The sequence below is a fragment of the Pseudomonas sp. 8O genome (assembly GCF_902506495.1).
Lineage (GTDB): Bacteria > Pseudomonadota > Gammaproteobacteria > Pseudomonadales > Pseudomonadaceae > Aquipseudomonas > Aquipseudomonas chaetocerotis.
Window position 1 is genome coordinate 343484 of record NZ_LR733267.1, and the last position, 22741, is coordinate 366224.

The following is a 22741-nucleotide window of genomic DNA, read 5'->3' on the forward strand; positions in this document are numbered from 1 at the left end:
AAATACGCCGCGGGCTGACATGCCCGCGGCGGGCTACGCTTTTTGAAGTAACTGCCCAGCCACTCAAGCCGGACAGGCCCAAGGGTACTTCAGGAAAGGAAAGCCATATGTCGCCGAACGCCACACCTGAGCAGACTATCGCTCGCACCTTACTCGATACCCTAATCCGCGCAGGCTTGGTCGCCGCCTTGGTGGTCGCCTGCTTCCAAGTGTTCAGTCCGTTCCTCAGCCTGATGATCTGGGCGCTAATCCTAGCCGTCACCCTCTACCCACTGCACAACATGATCAAGGCGCATACTGGCCACAGCGATAGCCGCGCAGCCACACTGCTCATATTGCTTGCCATTGCCATTCTATTGATCCCCGTCTACCTGCTCGGCACGTCCCTAACAGAGTCGGTGGAAGTGGTCATCGCCAACGTCAAAGCAGACGGTGTGCATATCCCGCCGCCGCCGGATGCGATTGCCCAATGGCCGCTGATCGGCAAGTCACTGCATGGCTTCTGGGAACAGGCAGCTTCCGATCTGACCGGAGTGTTGCAACGCCTGGCACCGCAGCTCAAGGATGTGACGCTGGGCTTACTCGGCAAGGTCGCTGGAGCAGGCATCGACATGCTGGTATTCCTCGCTGCCATGATGATTGCCGGCATCATCATGGCGTTTGGCAAAACCGGTCACCGCAGTGCCCAACGCATTGCCGCACGGGTGATCGAGGCTGAGCGCAGCGACGCCTTGGTCGAGCTCTGCACGGCGACCATCCGCGCTGTGGCGCAGGGGGTGATAGGCATTGCCTTTATCCAGATGCTGCTCATTGGTGCTGGCTTCATCTTCATGGGTGTCCCCGGTGCCGGCCTGCTGGCCTTGGCCGTGCTGCTACTGGGAATCATGCAGCTGCCGGCCACGCTGATCACCCTGCCGGTGATCGCCTTCGTGTTCTTCAGTGAAGGCGCCTCCCTGGCAACCATCATCTTCGCCGTCTACGTCTTCGTCGCAGGCCTCGCCGACAACGTGCTCAAGCCGCTATTACTGGGACGTGGAGTGGATGTGCCAATGCCCGTGGTGCTGATTGGCGCGCTGGGCGGGATGGTAAGCGGCGGCATCATCGGCCTGTTTATCGGCCCGGTACTGCTGGCGGTGGGCTACAAGCTGTTCTGGCAGTGGGTCGACACGCCACAGGCCAACAGGGCGACAAGCCCGCAGGATGACTAATAAACATCGGCGCGCCTAAACGCTACCAAGGAGAAGCCATGTTCCTGAGCCTGATGATCGGTCTGCCGCTGATACTGCTGTGCCTGCTTCTGCAAACCGTGATGGTCGCCCTCAGCCTGCGCCGCTATGCCGAGTACCGGCGCAGCCTTAGCCAGCCATCGCTGGGCAGCACCATCTTGATTCTGAGTCTGGTGATGCTATTGCTTCTGGTGGGCAACTTTGTGCAGATGGCCATCTGGGCTGGGCTGTTTATCGCCCTTGACGAATTCCAGAGTTTTTCCCAAGCGCTGTACTTTTCCGGCGTGACCTTCACTACCGTTGGCTACGGCGACCTTGTGCTCTCAACCCCACGGCAACTGCTCAGCCCTATAGAGGCCGCAAACGGTATCCTGATGTTCGGCGTATCCACCGCAGTAATGACTACCGCCCTCGGCGACGTGGTCAAGCACTACACCCAACATCAGAAAAGCTCGCAGGCATGATCGGCACAGAACAGCCAGAAAGAACGTGCAACAGTGACTGACTTACCTGAGGCAAAAATAGAAAAAACCGGGCAATGCCCGGCTTTTTCTATAGATCGACTGAAGTGGCTCAGGCCTTGGGCAGGGTTACACCGGTCTGGCCCTGGTACTTGCCGCCGCGATCGCGGTAGGAAACCTCACAGGCCTCGTCGGATTGCAGGAACAGCATCTGCGCCACGCCTTCGTTGGCGTAGATCTTCGCCGGCAGGTTGGTGGTGTTGGAGAACTCCAGGGTCACGTGACCTTCCCACTCCGGCTCCAGCGGCGTGACGTTGACGATGATGCCGCAACGCGCGTATGTGCTCTTGCCCAGGCAGATGGTCAGTACGTCGCGCGGGATGCGGAAGTATTCGACAGTGCGTGCCAGTGCGAAGGAGTTAGGCGGAATGATGCACACGTCGCTCTTGATGTCGACGAAGCTCTTCTCATCGAAATTCTTCGGATCGACGATGGCCGAGTGAATATTGGTGAATACCTTGAATTCATCGGCGCAACGTACGTCGTAGCCATAGCTGGAAACGCCGTAGGAGATGACGCGACTGTCGTCGGCACCACGCACCTGGCGCTCGACGTAAGGCTCGATCATCCCGTGTTCCTGGGCCATGCGGCGAATCCACTTGTCCGATTTGATGCTCATGGCGGGGGAGTCCTGAGTTGAGTTATTGCGAAAAAAGTGAGCGCATCTTACCGATGCAGGCGCCATGCTTCAAAGACTGCAGTTCCCAGCGCTGAGGATTATTTGCAAAAAAGCTGCATCGAGCATTCGCACTTGGCGATAAAAACACGTATGGTGTCCCCACTGTGCTGCATGTGTCACCGCGAATCGCTACTTGATGCCTAGATCTCGATCCAAACATCGTCCGACTCCTAGTACTCGTTGCACTCAGTCCCGGCCTGGGCTTTTCCAGGGCTGTTATTACTTTTGTTAGGAGACATCACATGTCCAATCGTCAGACTGGCACCGTCAAGTGGTTCAACGATGAGAAAGGCTACGGCTTCATCACCCCGCAATCCGGTGACGACCTCTTCGTACACTTCAAAGCCATTCAGAGCGATGGCTTCAAGAGCCTGAAAGAAGGCCAGCAAGTGACTTTCGTGGCCACCCGTGGTCAGAAAGGCATGCAAGCTGAGGAAGTTCAGGTTGTCTAACCTGCACTATCCTGCTTGATAAAGAGCCCCGCCAAGTGCGGGGCTTTTTTATGGCGATTTGCACGCCCTGTAGGAGCGGATTTATCCGCGAAATTCGCGGCTGAAGCCGCTCCTACGAAAGCGGAATCGGAGTGGGCTTCGCCAAGCCGAGACTGAGTCGCCTGTATGGCCCTCTCCCACCCTCTTAGTCCTCGCTGATCTCGATACTGGGCATCGCCGGCTTGCCGGCCAGGGCTATACGCGCGCCAACCTTGCGCGCCAGGTCCTGATAGATCATGGCGATCTGGCTTTCCGGATCGGCAATCGTGGTCGGTTTGCCATCATCGGCCTGCATGCGAATGGCCATCGACAGCGGCAACGAGGCCAGCAGCTCCACGCCATACTGCGCTGCCAGTTTCTCGCCGCCGCCCTCGCCGAACAGATGCTCGGCATGGCCGCAATTGGAGCAGATGTGCACGGCCATGTTCTCCACCACGCCGAGCACAGGGATATGCACCTTGCGGAACATCTCCACGCCTTTCTTGGCATCGAGCAGAGCCAGGTCCTGCGGCGTGGTGACGATCACGCTGCCGGCCACCGGCACCTTCTGCGCCAGGGTCAGCTGGATGTCACCAGTGCCGGGTGGCATGTCCACCACCAGGTAATCGAGATCGTTCCAGGCAGTCTGGGTAATCAATTGCAGCAAGGCGCCGCTGACCATCGGCCCGCGCCACACCATCGGCGTGTTGTCGTCGGTGAGAAAGGCCATGGACATCACCTGCACGCCATGCGCCTCGAGCGGCACGAACCATTTCTGATCCTTGACCTGCGGCCGCGTACCTTCGGCGATGCCGAACATGATGCCCTGGCTGGGGCCGTAGATATCAGCATCGAGAATGCCCACGCGCGCGCCTTCACGCGCCAAGGCCAAGGCCAGGTTGGCTGCGGTTGTGGATTTGCCTACACCACCCTTGCCCGAGGCCACGGCGATCACGTTCTTGACCCCGGCCAGTGCCGGCACCTGGGCCTGGCCCTGATGCGAGTCGATCACGCAATCGACCTTTACCTGCGCACTGTCGATGCCATCGAGGTTCTCCAGCGCCATCTGCAGCATCTGCGCCCAACCGTTCTTGAACAGGCCGGCGGCATAACCGAGCTGTAAACGCACGGAAACACGCGCGCCCTGAATGTCGACTTCACGCAGGCAACCGGCACTGACCGGGTCCTGATCAAGATGAGGATCGGTGAACTGACGCAGACAGGCTTCGACCGTTTCGCGGGTGACGGCACTCATGCATGGACTCCAGAAGGCAGCGCAATAACAGGCCGGCATCATAGCAGCAGCACCGAGCCATGCGCGGTACATCGACCACGCTTGCCTGGTGCAGGTGGCTTGCAGCCTGCCGCTGCTTTATAGTTGCCGACTTCCCTCGTTTTACCAGTGCAGCCGATCACCATGACCGAAGCCCGCAAGATTCTCGTTACCAGCGCCCTCCCCTACGCCAACGGTTCGATCCACCTCGGCCACATGCTCGAGTACGTGCAGACCGACATGTGGGTGCGCTACCAGAAGCTGCGTGGCAACCAGGCCATCTACGTCTGTGCCGACGATGCGCACGGCTCGGCGATCATGTTGCGCGCCGAGAAGGAAGGCATCACGCCTGAGCAGCTCATTGCCAACGTGCAGGCCGAGCACACCGCCGACTTTGCCGACTTCGGCGTGGACTTCGACAACTACCACTCCACCCACTCGGAGGAGAACCGCGAGCTGTCGGCGTCCATCTACCTGGCACTTCGCGACGCCGGCCATATCGCCACCCGCGCTGTGACCCAGTATTTCGACCCCGAGAAAGGCATGTTCCTCGCCGACCGCTTCATCAAGGGCACCTGCCCGAAGTGCGCCGCTGAGGATCAGTACGGCGACAACTGCGAAAAGTGCGGCGCTACCTATGCACCGACCGAGCTGAAGAACCCGCGTTCGGCCATCTCAGGCGCGGTGCCTGTGCTCAAGGAGTCGCAACATTTCTTCTTCAAGCTGCCCGACTTCGAGGCCATGCTCAAGCAGTGGACGCGCAGCGGCACCCTGCAGGACGCCGTGGCCAACAAGCTCGCCGAGTGGCTGGACAGCGGCCTGCAGGAGTGGGACATCTCCCGCGATGCGCCCTACTTCGGCTTCGAGATTCCGGACGAGCCGGGCAAGTACTTCTACGTCTGGCTGGATGCGCCGATCGGCTACATGGCCAGCTTCAAGAACCTCTGCTCACGCCGCCCGGAACTGGATTTCGACGCTTTCTGGGGCAAGGACTCCAGCGCCGAGCTGTACCACTTCATCGGCAAGGACATCGTCAACTTCCACGCCCTGTTCTGGCCGGCCATGCTCGAAGGCGCCGGCTACCGCAAGCCGACCGCGGTGAACGTGCACGGCTACCTGACAGTGAACGGGCAGAAGATGTCCAAGTCGCGCGGCACCTTCATCAAGGCGCGCACCTACCTCGATCACCTGAACCCGGAATACCTGCGCTACTACTACGCCGCCAAGCTGGGCCGTGGCGTGGACGACCTCGATCTGAACCTCGAAGACTTCGTACAGAAGGTCAATTCCGATCTGGTCGGCAAGGTGGTCAATATTGCCAGCCGCTGCGCCGGCTTTATCCACAAGGGCAATGACGGCCTGCTGGTCGCCGCCAACCCGGAACCCGAGCTGTGGGAAGCCTTCCGCGCCGCCGCACCGAGCATCGCCGAAGCCTATGAGGCGCGTGACTTCTCCCGTGCCATGCGAGAGATCATGGCGCTGGCCGACCGCGCCAACGCCTGGATCGCCGACAAGGCGCCTTGGGCCCTGAACAAGGTCGAGGGCAAGCAGGCCGAGGTGCAGGAAATCTGTGCCCTGGGCATCAACCTGTTCCGCCAGTTGGTGATCATGCTCAAGCCGGTGCTGCCGAAGCTGGCCGCAGAAGCAGAAGCCTTCCTCAACGTGAAACCGCAAACCTGGTCCGACCTGGCGCTGCCGCTGGCCAATCACCAGTTGAACCCGTTCAACCCACTGCTGACCCGCATTGAGCCGGCAAGGATCGAAGCCATGATCGAAGCCTCCAAGGAAGACCTGGCCGCCGAAGCGCCCAAGCCACAAGGTAATGGCGAACTTGCCAAGGACCCGCTGGCTGCCGAGATCAATTTCGACGCCTTCGCTGCCGTCGACCTGCGCATCGCCCTGATCGAGAAGTGCGAGTTCGTCGAAGGCGCCGACAAGCTGCTGCGCCTGTCGCTGGATATTGGCGACGAGAAGCGCAACGTGTTCTCCGGCATCAAGTCCGCTTACCCCGACCCGAGCAAGCTGGAAGGCCGCCTGACCCTGTACGTCGCCAACCTGGCGCCGCGCAAGATGAAGTTCGGCATCAGCGAAGGCATGGTCCTGGCCGCCGGCCCCGGTGGCGAGGACATCTACCTGCTCAGCCCGGACAGCGGCGCCAAGCCGGGTCAGCGCGTCAAGTAAGCCAAGCGCCAGGAGGCGAGGATGAAACCATGGATGGTAGTGCCGCTGCTGGCTGTGCTGGCCGGCTGCTCGGAACAATCGGGCGCCCCGCTCGGCGGCGCCCTGCAAGGTGAACGCAACAAGGCCGGCAACTATCTGGCCTATGAACACCATGCAGGCATCGAACTGGCAGCCGAGCAGATCGGCGAACGTATCGCTGCCACGCGCGAAGCCTGCCTGGCCGAGCGCTTCGGCACCTGCAACCTGATTGCCGCCCAGCAGAGCAGCGGCCGAGCACCTCACGGCGAACTGACCCTGCGCATCGTGCCGGACGGCGTCGAGGCCATCACCGCTTTGGCCAGCGAGGGCGGCGAGCTGACCCATCGCACCACCCGCGCCGAAGACCTGGCCCAGGCCGTGAACGACAACCGGCGCCAGCACGAGCAACTGCTGCGCCAGCAACAGACCTTGCAACAGTTCGAAAAGCGCGATGACCTGGCCGTGGCCGACCTGCTGGCTCTGGCCCGTGAGCAGGCCGCCCTGGAAGTGCAACTGCAGGCACTGGCGCAAGAGGCTGCCCAACAGCAGCGGCGTCTGGATACCAACCTGCTGACCCTGAATTTCAGCAGCCCCTACGAAAGCTCACCCCTGGGCCGCATCGGCGACGCCTTCTCGCGCCTGACAGACAACCTCGCCGAAGGCACCGCCAACCTGATCGAGTTCATCGGCTACAGCCTGCCCTTCCTCATCGTGCTGTTCCCCGTGGCACTGGGTTTGCGCAAACTTTGGAAACGCCTCGCCAGCCGCTGAAAAGATCCATACTGCTTGCGACGCGAGGTCGCCAAGGGTAGGCAATTAGCCGCATCCGGCTTGTATGGCCGGGGCGGCTTCCCGATAATAGGCGCCCTTTTCCTATGGCCTTTGCGCACTCGACGGCAACCCGATGACCGAACTCGTCCTGATCATGGTCAGCGCCATCCTGGTCAATAATTTCGTGCTGGTGCAGTTCCTCGGCCTGTGCCCGTTCATGGGCGTGTCGAAGAAGATCGAAACCGCCATCGGCCTGTCCCTGGCCACCACCTTCGTGCTGACCCTGGCCGCCATGTGCAGCTACCTGGTGCAGCAGTACTTGCTCAAGCCGCTGGATCTGGAATTCCTGCGCACCATCAGCTTCATTCTGGTGATCGCGGTCACCGTGCAGTTCACCGAGATGGTGGTGAACAAGACCAGTCCGCTGCTCTATCGCGTGCTGGGCATCTTCCTGCCGCTGATCACCACCAACTGCATCGTCCTCGGCGTCGCCCTGCTCAACGCCAACAAGGCCGAGTTCACGTTCATCACCGCCACCGCCAACGGCTTCGCTGCGGGTCTGGGTTTCTCCCTGGTGCTGGTGCTGTTCGCCGCCATGCGTGAGCGCATCGCCATCGCCGACGTGCCGAAATCCTTCCAGGGCGCGGCCATCGGCATGATCACCGCCGGCCTGATGTCGCTGGCGTTCATGGGCTTTGCCGGGTTGATCAAGCTATGAGCCTGGTCCTCATCGCCGTACTCGCGCTGCTCGGCCTGTGCCTGATCGCCGGTGCCATCCTCGGTTTCGCTGCGGTGCGCTTCAAGGTCGAAGGCGACCCCATCGCCGAGCAGATCAACGCCCTGTTGCCACAGACCCAGTGCGGCCAGTGCGGCTACCCAGGCTGCAAACCTTACGCCGAGGCGATCGCCGGCGGCGACAAGATCAACAAGTGTCCACCCGGCGGCGAGGCGACCATCCAGGCGCTGGCCGACCTGCTGGATGTCGAGGCAGAGCCGCTGGATGCGGTGGAAGGCGAGAAGCCGCAGATGGTCGCCTACATCCGCGAGGCCGAGTGCATCGGCTGCACCAAGTGCATCCAGGCCTGCCCGGTGGACGCCATCGTCGGCGCGGCGCGGCAGATGCACACGGTGATCGTCAGCGAGTGCACCGGCTGCGACCTGTGCGTCGAACCCTGCCCGGTGGACTGCATCGACATGATCGAGGTCGGCAGCACCGTGCAGAACTGGAAATGGGACAAGCCGCTGGCACCCGGCCAACTGATCGCCAGTGACCGGGAGCAGGCGGCATGAGCGCACAGGAAAGAATCTGGGATATCCCCGGCGGCATCCACCCGGCCGAGCGCAAGGAACTGTCCAATCGCACGCCGATCCAGCAGGCGCCGCTGTCCAAGCGCCTGGTGTTGCCGCTCGGCCAGCATATCGGTGCAGTCGCCGAGCCCTGCGTGGTCGTCGGCCAGCGTGTGCGCAAGGGCGAGAAGATCGCCGAGGCCAATGGCTTCGTCAGCGCGCCGCTGCATGCCCCGACCTCCGGGACCGTCAGCTTTATCGGCCCGCAGCCCTACCCACATGCTTCCGGCATGCTGGCGCCGGCCATCGTCATCGACAGCGACGGCCTGGACGAATGGATCGAACTGACGCCGCACACCGACTACCAGCATATGGAGTCGGCCGAGCTGCTGGCGCTGATCCGCGAGGCCGGCATCAGCGGCCTGGGCGGCGCAGGTTTCCCCACGGCGGTGAAACTCACTGCGCGCCCTACGCAGAAGATTCACACACTGATCATCAACGGCACCGAGTGTGAGCCCTATATCACCGCCGATGACCTGCTGATGCGCGAGCGCGCCGCTGAACTGGTTTCCGGCATCGATATCCTGGTGCAGCTGATCCAGCCCGATCAGGTACTGATCGGTATCGAGGACAACAAGCCCGAGGCCATCGCCGCCGTGCGCGGTGCCTGCAGCGAGCGCAGCTACCAGGTGCGGGTATTCCCCACCAAGTATCCGTCCGGCGGCGAGAAGCAACTGATCCAGATTCTCACCGGTGTCGAGGTGCCCTCGGGCGGGCTACCGGCCGATATCGGTATCCTCTGTCAGAACGTCGGCACCTGCGCGGCCATTCACGACGCGGTGGTGCTTGGCAAGCCGCTGATTTCGCGCATCACCACCCTGACCGGCGAGGCGCTGGCACGCCCGGGTAACGTCGAGGTGCTGCTTGGCACGCCCGTGGGCGAGCTGCTGGCGTTTGCCGGGCTGGATCAGGCCAAGCTGAACCGCCTGATCATGGGCGGACCGATGATGGGCTTTACCTTGCCCAACCTCGACGTGCCGCTGATCAAGACTGCCAACTGCCTACTGGCCAGCACGGCCGCCGAGCTGCCGCCACCTCCGCCGGCCATGCCCTGCATCCGCTGCGGTGAGTGCGCCGAAGCCTGCCCGGCCAGCCTGCTGCCGCAGCAGTTGCATTTCTTCGCCCTCGGCCAGGAGCACGAGCAGCTCAAGGCGCACAACCTGTTCGACTGCATCGAGTGCGGCGCCTGCGCCTACGTCTGCCCATCGAGCATTCCGCTGGTGCAGTACTACCGCGCAGCCAAGGCGGAAATCCGCGAACTGGAACAGAAGCAGCTCAAGGCCGAGCATTCCAAGCAGCGTTTCGAGCAGCGCCAGGAACGCCTGCGCCGCGCCGAGGAACAGAAGGAAGCCGAGCGCAAGGCACGTGCCGAGAAAGCCGCCCGCGCCAAGGCCGCGCAAGCCGATGCGCCAGCCGTAGCGGCAGCCGCGCCAGCCGACGAAGCGCTGAAGAAGCTCAAGATCGAAGCCAGCATGGCCCAGGTCGCGCTGAAGAAGGCGGAAAAACAGCTGGCCACCCATGACACGCCGGAGCTGCAGGCCCAGGTCAATGAGCTGCGCGCCGCTGCCGAGGCTGTACAGAAGGCCCTGGCCGATGCCCAGGCGGCTGCACCTGCTCCCGCACCCAAGCCAGCCGGCGATGAAGCCTTGAAGAAGGCCAAGATCGAAGCGGCCATGCTCAAGGCCCAGCTGCGCAAGCTGGAGAAGATCGAAACCCCGGACGACGACCAGCAGGCCGAAATCGCCCGCCTGCGCCAGCAGCTTGAAGCCGCCGAGAAGTCCCTGGCCGATCTGCAAAACCAGGCGCCTGCGCCGACTGCCAAACCTGTTGGTGACGACGCACTGAAAAAGGCCAAGATCGAAGCCGCCATGCTCAAGGCCCAGCTGCGCAAGCTGGAAAAAATCGAGAACCCGGACGACGAGCAGCAAGCCGAAATCGCTCGCCTGCGCCAGCAGCTTGAAGCCGCCGAGAAGTCCCTGGCCGATCTGCAAAACCAGGCGCCTGCGCCAGTTACCAAACCTGCTGGTGACGACGCACTGAAAAAGGCCAAGATCGAGCTCGCGATGAAACGTGCCGAGCTGAAAAAGGCCGAGAAGGCCGAGAAGGCCGGCAACGACGAAGCCATGCTGCAACCATTGCGCGACGCCCTGGCCGCTGCCGAACAGGCCCTGCATGTTGCCGAAGCGGCATCGGGCAAGCCGGCGCCGGAACTGGTGCGCAGCGAACGCCCCGGCGTGGATGCCGAACTGAAAGCCTTGAAAACCGAAGTGGCCTTCGCCCGCGCCGATCTGCGTAAGCTGGAGCGTGATGACAACGCCGCAGCCGATGCGTTGGAGCAGGCACGTACACGCCTGGCCGAGGCCGAACGCAAGCTGGCGGAATATCAGCCGTAACGCCTCTCCCGGATTGCATCCGGGCTACAAAAGAAACCCATCGCGCCGGAACAGCCGGGCGACACAGACAACCGTAGCCCGGATGCAATCCGGGGAATGAACACCAACTGCGATCACTAAGAGCGCAGTAACAGAACCACCGGAGCGCCGATGGCCCTGCCCCGCATCACATCGCCCCACGCCACAGGCAGCAACCGTACCCAGCAGGTCATGCTGCAGGTGCTGCTGGCCACCGTGCCGGGCATCCTCGCGCTGACCTGGTTGTTCGGCGCCGGCACGCTGTTCAATCTGGTATGGGCCTGCCTCTGCGCGCTGGGCTTCGAAGCCGCGCTGCTGGCCGCTCGCCAGCGCCCGCTGGCGTTCTTCCTCAAGGACTACAGCGCCCTGGTCACCGCCGTGCTGCTGGCTTTGGCACTGCCGCCCTATTCGCCCTGGTGGCTGACCCTAATCGCCTGCGGCTTCGCCATCGGCTTCGGCAAGCAACTCTACGGCGGTCTCGGGCAGAACCCGTTCAACCCGGCCATGGTCGGCTACGTGGTGGTACTGATTTCCTTCCCGGTGGAGATGACCAGTTGGCCGGCCCCGCATGGCGTCGCCGCGCTGGATGGTCTCAAGCACATACTCGGCATTGCCAGTCTCCCCGATGGCTGGGCGCAAGCCACCGCGCTGGACGCACTCAAGGTCAACAAAAGCCTGACCATCGACGAGCTACACGCCAGCAATGCAGCCTTCGGTCACTTCGGCGGCGCCGGTAGCGAGGCGGTCAACCTGGCGTTTCTCGCAGGCGGCCTGTACCTGCTGCACAAGCGCCTGATCACCTGGCACGCACCGCTGGGCATGCTCGCCGCGCTGTTCGTAATGAGCCTGCTGTTCTGGAATGGCAGCGGCTCGGACTCCAACGGCTCGCCGCTGTTCCACCTGCTCACCGGCGCCACCATGCTCGGCGCCTTCTTCATCGTCACCGACCCGGTCTCCGGCGCCACCAGCAATCTGGGGCGTCTGGTGTTCGGCATCGGCGTCGGCGTGCTGGTCTACGTCATCCGCGCCTGGGGCGGCTACCCGGACGCGGTGGCCTTCGCCGTGCTGCTGATGAACCTGGCGGCGCCGACCATCGACTACTACACCCGGCCGCGCAGCTACGGCCACCGCAAGCCCAACAGCGGCTTCAAGCTGGGAGAATGAACATGCTGCCGGAAATCAGCCGCTCGATGCTGAAGAACGCCCTGGTGCTCGGCCTGTTCGCCATCGGCACCGTCGGCAGCGTTGCCTTGCTGCAACAAGGCACTGCCGAGCGTATCGCCGCAGCCGAACGCGAGGCCCAGGTGCGCGCGCTGGCCGAAATACTGCCGGTCGGCAGCTATGACAACCACCTGCTGGACAACCGCATCGAACTCAACGCTCCAGAGTTGGGCCACCGCAGCCCACAGTCGGCCTACCTGGCATTGAAAGGCGACCAGTCCAGCGCACTGATCCTGCCGGTGACCGCACCGGACGGCTACAGCGGCGCCATCCATCTGCTGGTGGGCATCTTCGCCGATGGCCGCCTGGCTGGCGTGCGCGTGCTCAGCCACAAGGAAACACCGGGCCTGGGCGACAAGATCGAACTGGCCAAGAGCGACTGGGTACGCAGCTTCGAGGGCAAGTCCCTGAGTGACCCCGGTGAAGACCGCTGGGCGGTGAAGAAAGATCGCGGCGACTTCGACCAGTTCGCCGGTGCCACTATCACCCCGCGCGCGGTGGTCAAGGCCGTGCACGGCGCCCTGCGCTACTTCGACAAACACCGCGCCCAGCTGCTGGGCCTGGCGGAGGACGAGCAATGACCAGTTACCGCGAAATCAGCCTCAACGGCCTGTGGAAGAACAACCCGGCACTGGTGCAGTTGCTCGGCCTGTGTCCGCTGCTCGGGGTAAGCAACTCCACGGTCAACGCCCTTGGCCTGGCGCTGGCCAGCGCCGTGGTGCTGGTGTGCTCGAACACCGCCGTATCGCTGGTGCGCGGCGTGGTCAACACCGCCGTGCGTCTGCCGGCCTTCGTCATGATCATCGCCGCACTGACCACCTGCATAGAACTGCTGATGCAGGCCTTCACCTACGAGCTGTACCAGATCCTCGGCATCTTCATCCCGTTGATCACCACCAATTGCGTGATTCTCGGCCGCGCCGACGGCTTCGCCGCCAAACACGATCCGGCCCGCGCTGCCTATGACGGCCTGATGATGGGTCTGGGCTTCGGCCTGGTGCTGGTGCTGATCGGCGCCGTGCGTGAACTGCTCGGCACCGGCGCGCTGCTGGCCAACATGCACCTGCTGTTCGGCCCGATTGCCGCCGACTGGAAACTCACTCTGGTGCAGGACTACCGGGGCTTCCTGCTGGCCATCCTGCCGCCGGGCGCCTTCATCGTGCTGGGCCTGTTGATCGCCGGCAAGAACCGCATCGATCAGATCGCCGCCGAACGCGCCAAGGCCGTCGCCCCCGAGGCGCCAGCACAGAGCCGTCGTGTGCGGGTCACCGGCGTGATCGAATGACGCCACAAGCGAGCGACCGTGGCCCGGATGTAATCCGGGAATGCCCAAACCACCTGCCCCGGATTGCATCCGGGCTACGCCTGAAGCCCTGAGCCATGAACGCAGCCAAACGCCTGGAAATCTTCCGCCGCCTGCACGAAGACAACCCCGAGCCGAAAACCGAACTGGCCTACAGCTCGCCCTTCGAACTGCTGGTGGCGGTGACGCTATCGGCCCAGGCCACCGACGTCAGCGTCAACAAGGCCACCGCCAAGCTGTTTCCGGTCGCCAATACGCCAGAGGCGATCTACGCCCTGGGCGTGGAGGGATTGAGCGAATACATCAAGACCATCGGCCTGTACAACAGCAAGGCGAAGAACGTCATCGAAGCCTGCCGCCTCCTCATCGAGAAACACGGCAGCCAGGTGCCGGACAACCGCGAAGACCTCGAAGCCCTGCCCGGCGTAGGTCGCAAGACCGCCAACGTGGTGCTCAACACCGCCTTCCGACAACTGGCCATGGCGGTGGACACGCACATTTTTCGCGTCAGCAACCGCACCGGCATCGCCCCGGGCAAGAACGTGGTCGAGGTGGAGAAGAAGCTGCTCAAGTTCGTGCCCAAGGATTATCTGCTCGACGCCCACCACTGGCTGATCCTGCACGGTCGCTACGTCTGCACCGCACGCAAACCGCGCTGCGGTGCCTGTCGTATCGAAGATCTGTGCGAGTACAAGGCCAAGACTTCCGACGATTGATCGATCATAGAATCCGACGATCTCCTGATTGAAAAAATCTTTTTTACCCGCTCAATTTTTGCCGCTATAAGGTGCGCAAACGGCCCCAGTCACTGGCCTGGAGTGGAATAGATGAGCACTGACAAAGAAGACCTCGAGCTGGACGAAGACTTTGTCGCGGAAGAATCGGACGATGCCGAGCCTGTGGTAGAGGTTGCCAAGACCAATCTGACCAAGCGCCGCATCATCGACAACTTCCTCGAAGAGCGTCGCCTGCACAAACAGCTGGCCGAGTATGATTTCGATATCTGATTATCGAGCTGCACAGAAGAAGCCCCGCTGATTGCGGGGCTTTGCGTATCGGGTGATCAGTCGCGGCGCGACGGCGAGAGCAGCTCGACCTTGTAGCCGTCCGGGTCCTCGACGAAGGCCAGGATGCTGCTGCCATGCTTCATCGGCCCCGGCTCGCGGGTGATCTTGCCGCCGCGACTGCGAATGTCCTCGCAGGCCTTGTAGACATCCTCGACTTCCAGAGCGATATGGCCGTAACCGCTCCCCAGCTCGTAGCTGTCCACACCCCAGTTGTGGGTCAGCTCGATCACGCTGTTGTGCGCCTCGTCGCCGTAGCCGACGAACGCGAGGGTGAACTGGCCGTCCGGATAATCCTTGCGCCGCAGCAAGGTCATGCCCAGCACTTCGGTATAAAAGGCGATGGACTTGTCCAGGTCGCCGACGCGCAGCATGGTATGCAGCAATCTCATGGGTTCACTCCTCCAGAAAGCAGAACCCCGGCACATGGCCGGGGTCCTTGTAGCGCAGGTGAATCAGCTTAGCAGGCCGTTGAAAAACGTAGGCGAGGCAGACAAGACAAGGCAAAAACGGCCGAAAAAGCGCAGTTTACGAGTTGTAAATGAGCATTTTGAGGCCGTTTTTAACGCAGTATTGCCAACGCAGGTAGTTTTTCAACAGCCTGTTAGACCAGCTTGCGGCCCTTGCCTGCGGCAATGCGCATACGCAGGGCGTTGAGCTTGATGAAGCCCGCCGCGTCCTGCTGGTTGTAGGCGCCGCCATCTTCCTCGAAGGTCGCGATGTTGGCATCGAACAGCGAATCGTCGGACTTGCGGCCGGTGACGATGACGTTGCCCTTGTACAGCTTCAGGCGGACCACGCCGTTCACGTTGGCCTGCGACGCATCGATCATCTGTTGCAGCATCAGACGCTCTGGGCTCCACCAGAAACCGTTGTAGATCAGGCTGGCGTATTTCGGCATCAGCTCGTCCTTCAGGTGAGCCACTTCGCGGTCGAGGGTGATCGACTCGATGGCGCGGTGAGCCTTGAGCATGATGGTGCCGCCGGGCGTCTCGTAGCAGCCACGGGACTTCATGCCGACGAAACGGTTCTCGACGATGTCCAGACGGCCGATGCCATTCTCGCCACCGATGCGGTTCAGTTCAGCCAGTACGGTAGCCGGGCTCATGGCCTTGCCGTCGATGGCGACGATGTCGCCGGCGCGGTAGGTCAGCTCGATATAAGTCGGTGCGTCTGGTGCTGCCTCAGGGGAGACAGTCCATTTCCACATGTCTTCTTCGTGCTCGGTCCAGGTATCTTCCAGCACGCCACCTTCATAGGAGATGTGCAGCAGGTTGGCATCCATGGAGTACGGCGACTTCTTCTTGCCGTGGCGCTCGATCGGGATGGCGTGCTTCTCGGCGTAGTCCATCAGCTTCTCGCGCGACAGCAGGTCCCACTCACGCCATGGGGCGATGACTTTCACACCTGGCTTCAGCGCGTAGGCGCCCAGCTCGAAACGCACCTGGTCGTTGCCCTTGCCGGTCGCACCGTGGGAGATGGCGTCGGCGCCGGTCTCGTTGGCGATTTCGATCAGACGCTTGGCGATCAGCGGACGGGCGATGGAAGTACCCAGCAGGTACTCGCCTTCGTAGACGGTGTTGGCGCGGAACATCGGGTAGACGAAGTCACGGACGAATTCTTCGCGCAGGTCGTCGATGTAGATTTCCTTGACGCCCATCGCCTGAGCCTTGGCGCGGGCCGGTTCGACCTCTTCGCCTTGGCCGAGATCAGCGGTGAAGGTCACCACTTCACAGTTATAGGTATCTTGCAGCCACTTGAGGATCACCGAGGTGTCCAGGCCACCGGAATAGGCCAGAACTACCTTTTTGACGTCCGCCATGCCATCACTCCACGGGTTGTACGATAAAACCAGTGATTCTACTGACCCTGCGGGGCAATTTACAGGGGCGCGACAGCTTGTGACGACGAAGCGACGGCGAGAATGGGCGTTTTTGCCTCAGGAGGGCGTACTTCCGGCCGGATCGACCGGGGGGCTCGGTGGAGCGGCTTGCGGTTCGCTCTGTACCGGGACTTCCGGAGCGGGCACTCGGTCCAGGCGCAGGGTCGCACGACGGTTCTTGGCGCGATTGGCTTCGTTGTTGTTTGGCACCAGCGGGTAACGCTCGCCATGAAAGCGCATGGTGATCTGCTCGACCGCTACGCCACCGGCCACCAGATACTCCTGCACGGCCAGCGCACGACGGCGTGAGAGGTCGCGATTGGTCAGACGATTACCGCTGTTGTCGGCGTGACCATCAATCTGGAAGCTGTTGATGCTCGGGTCGGCCTTGACGAAGTCGAGGATGATGTCGAGCTTGGCCTTGGCCATCGGATCGAGATCGATGCCACCCCCCGGGAAACCGATCTGCGCCTGGCGAATCTGATCGAAATTGACCGGCAGCAACTTGGCGATACAGGCCTGGTAATCGTCATAGGCCTTGTGAAACTTCACCGGCAGCAAACGCACTTCCAGATTATCGCCACCGTTGAGGGTGCGATGACGTACCAGCGGGCTGCGCCCTTCGAGCAAACCGGTGAGCAGCCGCGAACCCTGCTCCTGCGAGCTGTTGAACGGCACCTCACCATTGCCGACGCTGACCACGCCGAGGTTGATGTCGCCGCGCCCTGGCTGCCAGGGCGCAGCCGCCGCCAGCAAGGTCGCCGAACCTGCGCCCATCCAGCGTTCACGGGCCTTGAGGCGGAAGGTGACCTGTTCACCCGCGCGGCGTACGAACTCGCCACTGCCGAAATTGCTGATCGGCTGGCTCAGGCGACACTCGAACTGATCACCCTCGACCGTCCACTCCACCTTTTCCAGCCGCGTCTGGAAGCTGATGGCATGCGCTGGCAAGCACAAAGGCATGCCAGCCAGCAGGCTGATCAGAAGGAAATTGGGCGCACGCACGGTCGACTCCACGGCGGTTCACGGCATTCTTACGGGGTATCGGTCAGGCGCGCGGAAACTTGACCCCCTGCGTGCAATTGTCGCGTCGCCGCGAGCGCGAACAGGCGCTTTTCAGTTACCATGCGGCCACGTTTTACCCGCCTGGAAGCCTCCATGTCCGACCTCCTGACTCTCCTGCGTCCCGATGACTGGCACATTCACCTGCGCGACGGCGCGGTGCTGCCACACACCGTCGGCGACGCCGCGCGCACTTTCGGCCGCGCCATCATCATGCCCAACTTGGTTCCGCCGGTACGCAATGCCGCCGAAGCCGACGCCTATCGTCAGCGCATCCTCGCGGCGCGCCCGGCGGGTAGTCGCTTCGAGCCGCTGATGGTGCTCTATCTCACCGACAACACCAGCCCCGAAGACGTGCGAGCGGCCAAGGCCAGCGGTTTCGTGCATGCGGCCAAGCTTTACCCGGCCGGCGCTACCACCAACTCCGACTCGGGCGTGACCAGCATCGACAAGATCTTCCCGGCACTCGAAGCGATGGCCGAAGTCGGCATGCTGCTGCTGGTGCACGGCGAAGTGACCCGCGCCGAGATCGACGTATTCGACCGCGAGAAGACCTTCATCGACGAGCACCTGACCCGTGTGGTCGACCGCTTCCCGACGCTGAAAGTGGTGTTCGAGCACATCACCACCCGTGACGCGGTGCAGTTCGTCGAGGCCGCCTCGGCCAACGTCGGCGCCACCATCACCGCGCACCATCTGCTGTACAACCGCAACCACATGCTGGTCGGCGGCATTCGCCCGCACTTCTACTGCCTGCCGATCCTCAAGCGCAACGTGCATCAGGAAGCCCTGCTCGACGCTGCCACCAGCGGCAACGTCAAGTTCTTCCTCGGCACCGACTCGGCGCCGCACGTCAAGCACGCCAAGGAAGCCGCCTGCGGCTGCGCCGGCTGCTACACCGCCTATGCGGCCATCGAGCTGTATGCCGAAGCCTTCGAACAGCGCGGCGCGCTGGACAAGCTGGAAGCCTTCGCCAGCTTCCACGGCCCGGACTTCTACGGCATGCCGCGCAACAGCGACAGCATCACCCTGGTGCGCGAGGAGTGGACCGTGCCGGCCACCCTGCCGCTGGGCGACAACAGCGTGGTGCCGCTGCGCGCCGGCGAAACCCTGCGCTGGAAATTGCTGGAGGCCCAGGCGTGAGCGAAGACAACTACGACGAAGAACTCGAACCCAGCCTGCCGTCCGGCCCGCGCACGCCCATGGCGGCGCGCTTTCGCGGTTATCTGCCGGTTGTGGTGGACGTGGAAACCGGCGGTTTCAACTGCGCCACCGATGCCCTGCTGGAAATCGCCGCGACCACCATCGCCATGGATGAGAGCGGCTTTCTGTATCCGGATCACACCCACTTCTTCCGCATCGAACCCTTCGCAGGCGCCAACATCGAACAAGCCGCGCTGGAATTTACCGGCATCAAGCTCGACCACCCGCTGCGCATGGCAGTGAGCGAGGAGCACGCGCTGGGCGAAATCTTCAAGGGCCTGCGCAAGTCGATCAAATCGGCTGGCTGCAAGCGTGCGATATTGGTCGGCCACAACAGCAGCTTCGACCTGGGCTTCCTCAATGCGGCGGTGGCGCGCTGCGGCATCAAGCGCAACCCCTTCCATCCCTTCTCCAGCTTCGACACCGCGACCCTCGCCGGCCTCGCTTACGGCCAGACCGTGCTGGCCAAGGCCTGCCAGACTGCCGGTATCGAGTTCGACGGCAAGGAAGCACACTCCGCGCGCTACGACACCGAGAAAACCGCCGAACTGTTCTGCGGCATCGTCAATCGCTGGAAGGAAATGGGCGGCTGGGACGAATTCGATCAGTAAGCCTCTGCGCGGCGATCGAACCCCATGAAAAAACCGGCGTCTGCCGGTTTTTTTAGGTTCTTCGCATAGTTTTGGGACAAGTGCAGATTGGCACCGGACTGGCAAGTTTGTGTGCGTCTTGCTTGCTGACTCAGCACGATTTATTACCGCGTGCGCTGAGCGTTTGGGTTGCGCCCCTTACGGGCGCCATACCTTGATTCGCTGCGCTCACCCTTCGGGCCAGCCTACGGCTGTTACTTCGCTTCGCTGCGTTTCCTCGCTCCGGTGCCGCTCCGGGGGCCGGCTTACAAGGGCCATCCTTGGCCCTTTAAGTGGGGCCGCCATCGGTATCTCGCCGCATCCATGCGGCTCGCTCCCCTACGCAACACCTCCACTCGGCCTCCTGAAGGGGACCAGGTCGCGAGCTTGCGTAATCTCCACATAATTAAACTCAGCGGCGTCTGGCTTTTGCTCTTTCACCGCGATCTCACAGACGACGCCCAAGTCCCCTTCAGGAGGCCGAGTGGAATCGCCACGTAAGGGGTTGAGCGACATGGATGTCGCGAGAGCCACGATGGGCCAGGGATGGCCCTTCGTGGCGTGCCCCTGGAGTGGTGATGGAGCGAGGGAACCCCGGCGCAGCAGGGGCCGTATGTAGGGGTGTGTTTCTTTGCTTACTTTCTTTGCACAAGCAAAGAAAGTGAGTCGCCCGTGAGGGGCGAAACCAAGACGAAAGATCGACACGCCAATGATCCTTGCCCGGATATGAATAGCGCTGCACGCAGAACACACAAACTTGCCAGTCCAGTGCCAAACATATCCTCCCCGCGAAAACTCAAAGACCTTTTCTACACGTCCCTGCCGAGAGCTGAACCGTTCGTCAGACACTGCGAGCATTCGCAATCGATCTTTGACAAGCATTCTCATTAACATTAGTATCCGATCCATCGAACAGAACCACCAAGACGAGCCTTGCTTATGTACGTCTGCCTCTGTGAAGGTGTCACCGATACTCAAATCCGCGATGCGGTCTACGAGGGCTGCTGCAGCTATCGTGAAGTGCGCGGCACGCTCGGCATCGCCAGCCAGTGCGGCAAGTGCGCTTGCCTGGCCAAACAGGTCGTTCGCGAAACCATCGCCGAAGTGCAGAGCAGCCAAGCCTCGCTGGCCTATCCTGCGGGTTTCGTCGCTGCCTGAGACACGACACGAGAATGAAAAACCGGATCTGAGCATCCGGTTTTTTTCGTCCTCGAACAGCCAGGGGTCACGTCGGAGCGTCGCGCTCCAGGTGATCGAGGTCCACCGCTTCACCCGGCTTGGCGTGCAACTTGGCGCGGATGTCTTCGAAGAGCGCATCGTATTCGGCATGGGCACGCATGATCGGGCTGTGGTTGGGCGGCAAGCCATGCTTGGCTACCAGGCGGGAGATCACGCTGGCAAAGTTGAACGCAGTATCGCGATGCATTTCGAAGACTTCCTCGAATGCCCTGCCCTCGATCTCGCCGACCAGGCGCCCATGCAGCATGGGTCCTTCTTGTGAATCCTTGCGCACCTCATAGTAGAAATCGATGCTGTAACCAGGCTGCCCGCCCAGGCCAGGCGGATTGCTGCGATGCAGGTGACCAGGTTCGAACATGGGGCTCACTCCTTTGCCGTGGCACTGCGAGAAACTCCCTGACGGGAGCGTGCGAAGAGTCTAGCTCGCTGCTCAAAGCCCTGCATCGCACCATCTCAGTGCACAGCTGAATCCCCTGCCCTTTCCTGTACCAACACCCAGGGGGCGACCACGACTGCCCACAACTGGGGCTCGCGCGCGAGCAGATCTTCGGCACGTGTATCTTCGAGCTTGCACAGCAGGCCTCGGTTCATCCATTGCGCAACTCGAGCCTGATCGTTTTCGGCCAGGGCATGCGCGACCGCCACCAGATCCTCGCCACCCTCGACCCAGAGTAGCGCACCGCGAGCGAAGAACGGCTGCAGTTCCTGCCAACGAATCGGCGCTGTCTCACCGAGCAGCTTGGCATAGAGGGTGCTAGATTGATCCGTCATGGTGTGTCCCGTGTCGATGGCTTTGAATGCAGGCGCGCAATGATAGCGTCGGCAACTGCCCTGGCAACCGCGCGACGCTCGCCAGCCGACCCAGGCCACGCCGTTTTTCTATACATTCCTTGCAATTTAGCGACAACCCCACGTATCGCCTCCAGCTGCCGGCTTTTCAAGGCGCAAATCCGCGCTCTACACTGTTCCGGTACAGTTGCCGGAGGCATTACCGGGGTAACAGACCCGGTTCTGCAGCTTCGGCCGCAAGAACTACAACAACGAAAAACACAAGAGTGGAGCACTCATGAACAAGGCTACTAAGCAGATTTCCAAGCTGTTCGCGGCAATGGCACTGGCGGGGGCGGCCAGCTATTCGATGGCGGCCGACAACATCAAGATCGGTCTGGCCGGTCCGGTGACCGGTGCCGTTGCTCAGTACGGTGAGATGCAATTCATCGGCGCCAAGATGGCCATCGAACAGATCAACAAGGCCGGCGGCGTCAACGGCGCCCAGCTCGAAGGCGTGGTCTACGACGACGCGTGCGATCCGAAACAAGCCGTTGCCGTTGCCAACAAGATCGTCAACGACGGCGTCAAGTTCGTGGTTGGCCACCTGTGCTCCAGCTCCACTCAGCCGGCTTCCGACATCTACGAAGACGAAGGTATCCTGATGATCACCGCGGCTTCCACCAGCCCGGACATCACCGCTCGTGGCTACGAGCTGGTCTTCCGCACCATCGGTCTGGACAGCCTGCAAGGCCCGACCGCCGGTAACTTCATCGCCGACCACGTCAAGCCGAAGAACGTCGCCGTCATTCACGACAAGCAGCAGTACGGTGAAGGTATCGCCACCGCGGTCAAGCAGACCCTGGAAGGCAAAGGCGTGAAAGTTTCCCTGTTCGAAGGCATCAACGCTGGCGACAAGGACTTCTCGGCACTGATCGCCAAGCTCAACCAGGCTGGCGTCGACTTCGTCTACTACGGCGGCTACCACCCGGAGCTGGGCCTGCTGCTGCGCCAGACCAAAGAGCGCGGCCTGAACGTCAAGTTCATGGGCCCGGAAGGCGTGGGTAACAAGGAAATCTCGGCCATCGCCGGCCCGGCTTCCGAAGGCCTGCTGGTCACCCTGCCGAAGTCCTTCGACCAGGATCCGAAGAACCAGGCGCTGGTCGAGGCCTTCAAAGCCAAGAACGAAGACCCGAGCGGTCCGTTCGTGTTCCCGGCCTACGCTGCCGTTCAGGTCATCGCCGAAGGCATCGAGAAAGCTGGCGATACCGATACCGCCAAGGTAGCGGCTGCCCTGCGCGCCAACAGCTTCAACACCCCTACCGGTTCCCTGGGCTTCGACGAGAAGGGTGACCTGAAGGACTTCAGCTTCGTGGTGTACGAGTGGCACCAGGACGGCACTAAGTCCGAAGCCAAGTAAGCTTCCTGTCTGAGCCAAAGCCCACTGCGCGAGCAGTGGGCTTTGTTTATTAG

At 62.1% G+C, this 22741-nt stretch carries 24 protein-coding genes; 17 read left to right on the plus strand and 7 right to left on the minus strand.

Annotation, left to right across the window (positions count from 1 at the left end; genetic code table 11):
• Positions 1-107 precede the first annotated feature (107 nt).
• The gene (locus GV002_RS22825; RefSeq protein ID WP_160020549.1) at positions 108-1208 is read left to right on the plus strand and encodes an AI-2E family transporter; all 1101 of its coding nucleotides are present in this window, start codon (positions 108-110) and stop codon (positions 1206-1208) included.
• A gap of 38 nt (positions 1209-1246) precedes the next feature.
• Positions 1247-1690, plus strand: a complete 444-nt coding sequence (locus GV002_RS22830; RefSeq protein WP_160020550.1) for a potassium channel family protein — start codon at positions 1247-1249, stop codon at positions 1688-1690.
• Positions 1691-1799: 109 nt separating this feature from the next.
• On the opposite strand, the gene dcd is transcribed toward GV002_RS22830, so the two are convergent.
• On the minus strand, positions 1800-2366 hold the full coding sequence (dcd, locus tag GV002_RS22835; RefSeq protein ID WP_004423764.1) for a dCTP deaminase: 567 nt from the start codon (positions 2364-2366) through the stop codon (positions 1800-1802).
• Positions 2367-2668: 302 nt separating this feature from the next.
• On the opposite strand from dcd, the gene GV002_RS22840 reads away from it, so the two are divergent.
• Positions 2669-2878: a cold-shock protein gene (locus GV002_RS22840; protein WP_004423761.1), complete on the plus strand. Its 210-nt coding sequence runs from the start codon at positions 2669-2671 to the stop codon at positions 2876-2878.
• A gap of 184 nt (positions 2879-3062) precedes the next feature.
• On the opposite strand, the gene apbC is transcribed toward GV002_RS22840, so the two are convergent.
• The gene (gene apbC, locus GV002_RS22845; RefSeq protein ID WP_160020551.1) at positions 3063-4151 is read right to left on the minus strand and encodes an iron-sulfur cluster carrier protein ApbC; all 1089 of its coding nucleotides are present in this window, start codon (positions 4149-4151) and stop codon (positions 3063-3065) included.
• Positions 4152-4313: 162 nt separating this feature from the next.
• Here apbC and metG point away from each other — a divergent pair, with 162 nt between their 5' ends.
• The 10 genes from metG (at position 4314) to GV002_RS22895 (ending at position 14428) form a co-directional block, all read left to right on the plus strand.
• A complete protein-coding gene (gene metG / locus GV002_RS22850) occupies positions 4314-6350 on the plus strand; it encodes a methionine--tRNA ligase (protein WP_160020552.1) in 2037 nt (678 codons plus the stop codon).
• Between the two features lie 21 nt (positions 6351-6371).
• On the plus strand, positions 6372-7139 hold the full coding sequence (locus tag GV002_RS22855; protein ID WP_160020553.1) for a DUF4349 domain-containing protein: 768 nt from the start codon (positions 6372-6374) through the stop codon (positions 7137-7139).
• 133 nt (positions 7140-7272) lie between these two features.
• On the plus strand, positions 7273-7857 hold the full coding sequence (gene rsxA / locus GV002_RS22860) for an electron transport complex subunit RsxA (protein ID WP_160020554.1): 585 nt from the start codon (positions 7273-7275) through the stop codon (positions 7855-7857).
• A complete protein-coding gene (gene rsxB, locus GV002_RS22865; protein ID WP_160020555.1) occupies positions 7854-8429 on the plus strand; it encodes an electron transport complex subunit RsxB in 576 nt (191 codons plus the stop codon). Before rsxA ends, rsxB begins: the two co-directional genes overlap by 4 nt.
• A complete protein-coding gene (gene rsxC / locus GV002_RS22870) occupies positions 8426-10879 on the plus strand; it encodes an electron transport complex subunit RsxC (RefSeq protein ID WP_160020556.1) in 2454 nt (817 codons plus the stop codon). The genes rsxB and rsxC overlap by 4 nt, the downstream gene beginning before the upstream one ends.
• 150 nt (positions 10880-11029) lie before the next feature.
• Positions 11030-12061 carry an RnfABCDGE type electron transport complex subunit D gene (locus GV002_RS22875; protein WP_160020557.1) on the plus strand — a complete coding sequence of 344 codons (1032 nt, stop codon included), beginning with the start codon at positions 11030-11032 and terminating at the stop codon, positions 12059-12061.
• Positions 12062-12063: 2 nt separating this feature from the next.
• Positions 12064-12699, plus strand: coding sequence for an electron transport complex subunit RsxG (gene rsxG, locus GV002_RS22880; protein WP_160020558.1), 636 nt, complete (start codon positions 12064-12066; stop codon positions 12697-12699).
• On the plus strand, positions 12696-13403 hold the full coding sequence (locus GV002_RS22885; protein ID WP_160020559.1) for an electron transport complex subunit E: 708 nt from the start codon (positions 12696-12698) through the stop codon (positions 13401-13403). The genes rsxG and GV002_RS22885 overlap by 4 nt, the downstream gene beginning before the upstream one ends.
• Before the next feature lie 95 nt (positions 13404-13498).
• Positions 13499-14137 (plus strand): endonuclease III, encoded by a 639-nt coding sequence (gene nth / locus GV002_RS22890; RefSeq protein WP_160020560.1) that lies wholly within the window; start codon positions 13499-13501, stop codon positions 14135-14137.
• Positions 14138-14248: 111 nt separating this feature from the next.
• Positions 14249-14428, plus strand: a complete 180-nt coding sequence (locus tag GV002_RS22895; protein ID WP_160020561.1) for a PA3496 family putative envelope integrity protein — start codon at positions 14249-14251, stop codon at positions 14426-14428.
• A 56-nt stretch (positions 14429-14484) separates the two neighbouring features.
• Here GV002_RS22895 and gloA read toward each other — a convergent pair whose 3' ends face one another.
• From gloA to GV002_RS22910, 3 genes are all read right to left on the minus strand, one after another.
• Complete coding sequence (gene gloA / locus GV002_RS22900; RefSeq protein ID WP_160020562.1) at positions 14485-14877, minus strand: lactoylglutathione lyase; 393 nt, start codon at positions 14875-14877, stop codon at positions 14485-14487.
• Positions 14878-15089: 212 nt separating this feature from the next.
• The gene (locus GV002_RS22905) at positions 15090-16307 is read right to left on the minus strand and encodes an argininosuccinate synthase (RefSeq protein ID WP_160020563.1); all 1218 of its coding nucleotides are present in this window, start codon (positions 16305-16307) and stop codon (positions 15090-15092) included.
• Positions 16308-16424: 117 nt separating this feature from the next.
• A complete protein-coding gene (locus GV002_RS22910) occupies positions 16425-17372 on the minus strand; it encodes a flagellar protein MotY (RefSeq protein ID WP_160020564.1) in 948 nt (315 codons plus the stop codon).
• Positions 17373-17525: 153 nt separating this feature from the next.
• Between GV002_RS22910 and pyrC the strand changes: the two genes are divergently transcribed.
• The 3 genes from pyrC (at position 17526) to GV002_RS22925 (ending at position 20419) form a co-directional block, all read left to right on the plus strand.
• On the plus strand, positions 17526-18572 hold the full coding sequence (gene pyrC / locus GV002_RS22915; RefSeq protein WP_160020565.1) for a dihydroorotase: 1047 nt from the start codon (positions 17526-17528) through the stop codon (positions 18570-18572).
• Positions 18569-19243: a ribonuclease T gene (rnt, locus tag GV002_RS22920; protein ID WP_160020566.1), complete on the plus strand. Its 675-nt coding sequence runs from the start codon at positions 18569-18571 to the stop codon at positions 19241-19243. The genes pyrC and rnt overlap by 4 nt, the downstream gene beginning before the upstream one ends.
• Before the next feature lie 957 nt (positions 19244-20200).
• Positions 20201-20419, plus strand: coding sequence for a bacterioferritin-associated ferredoxin (locus GV002_RS22925; RefSeq protein ID WP_004423711.1), 219 nt, complete (start codon positions 20201-20203; stop codon positions 20417-20419).
• Between the two features lie 67 nt (positions 20420-20486).
• Here the strand turns inward: GV002_RS22925 and GV002_RS22930 are convergent, their stop codons facing one another.
• Together GV002_RS22930 and GV002_RS22935 are read right to left on the minus strand one after the other, a co-directional pair.
• The gene (locus tag GV002_RS22930; protein WP_160020567.1) at positions 20487-20858 is read right to left on the minus strand and encodes a DUF5064 family protein; all 372 of its coding nucleotides are present in this window, start codon (positions 20856-20858) and stop codon (positions 20487-20489) included.
• 95 nt (positions 20859-20953) lie between these two features.
• Entirely contained in the window at positions 20954-21271 is a 318-nt protein-coding gene (locus GV002_RS22935; protein WP_160020568.1) for a DUF2288 domain-containing protein, read from the minus strand.
• A gap of 295 nt (positions 21272-21566) precedes the next feature.
• Here GV002_RS22935 and GV002_RS22940 point away from each other — a divergent pair, with 295 nt between their 5' ends.
• Positions 21567-22688 (plus strand): branched-chain amino acid ABC transporter substrate-binding protein, encoded by a 1122-nt coding sequence (locus GV002_RS22940; protein WP_160020569.1) that lies wholly within the window; start codon positions 21567-21569, stop codon positions 22686-22688.
• Positions 22689-22741: the final 53 nt, after the last annotated feature.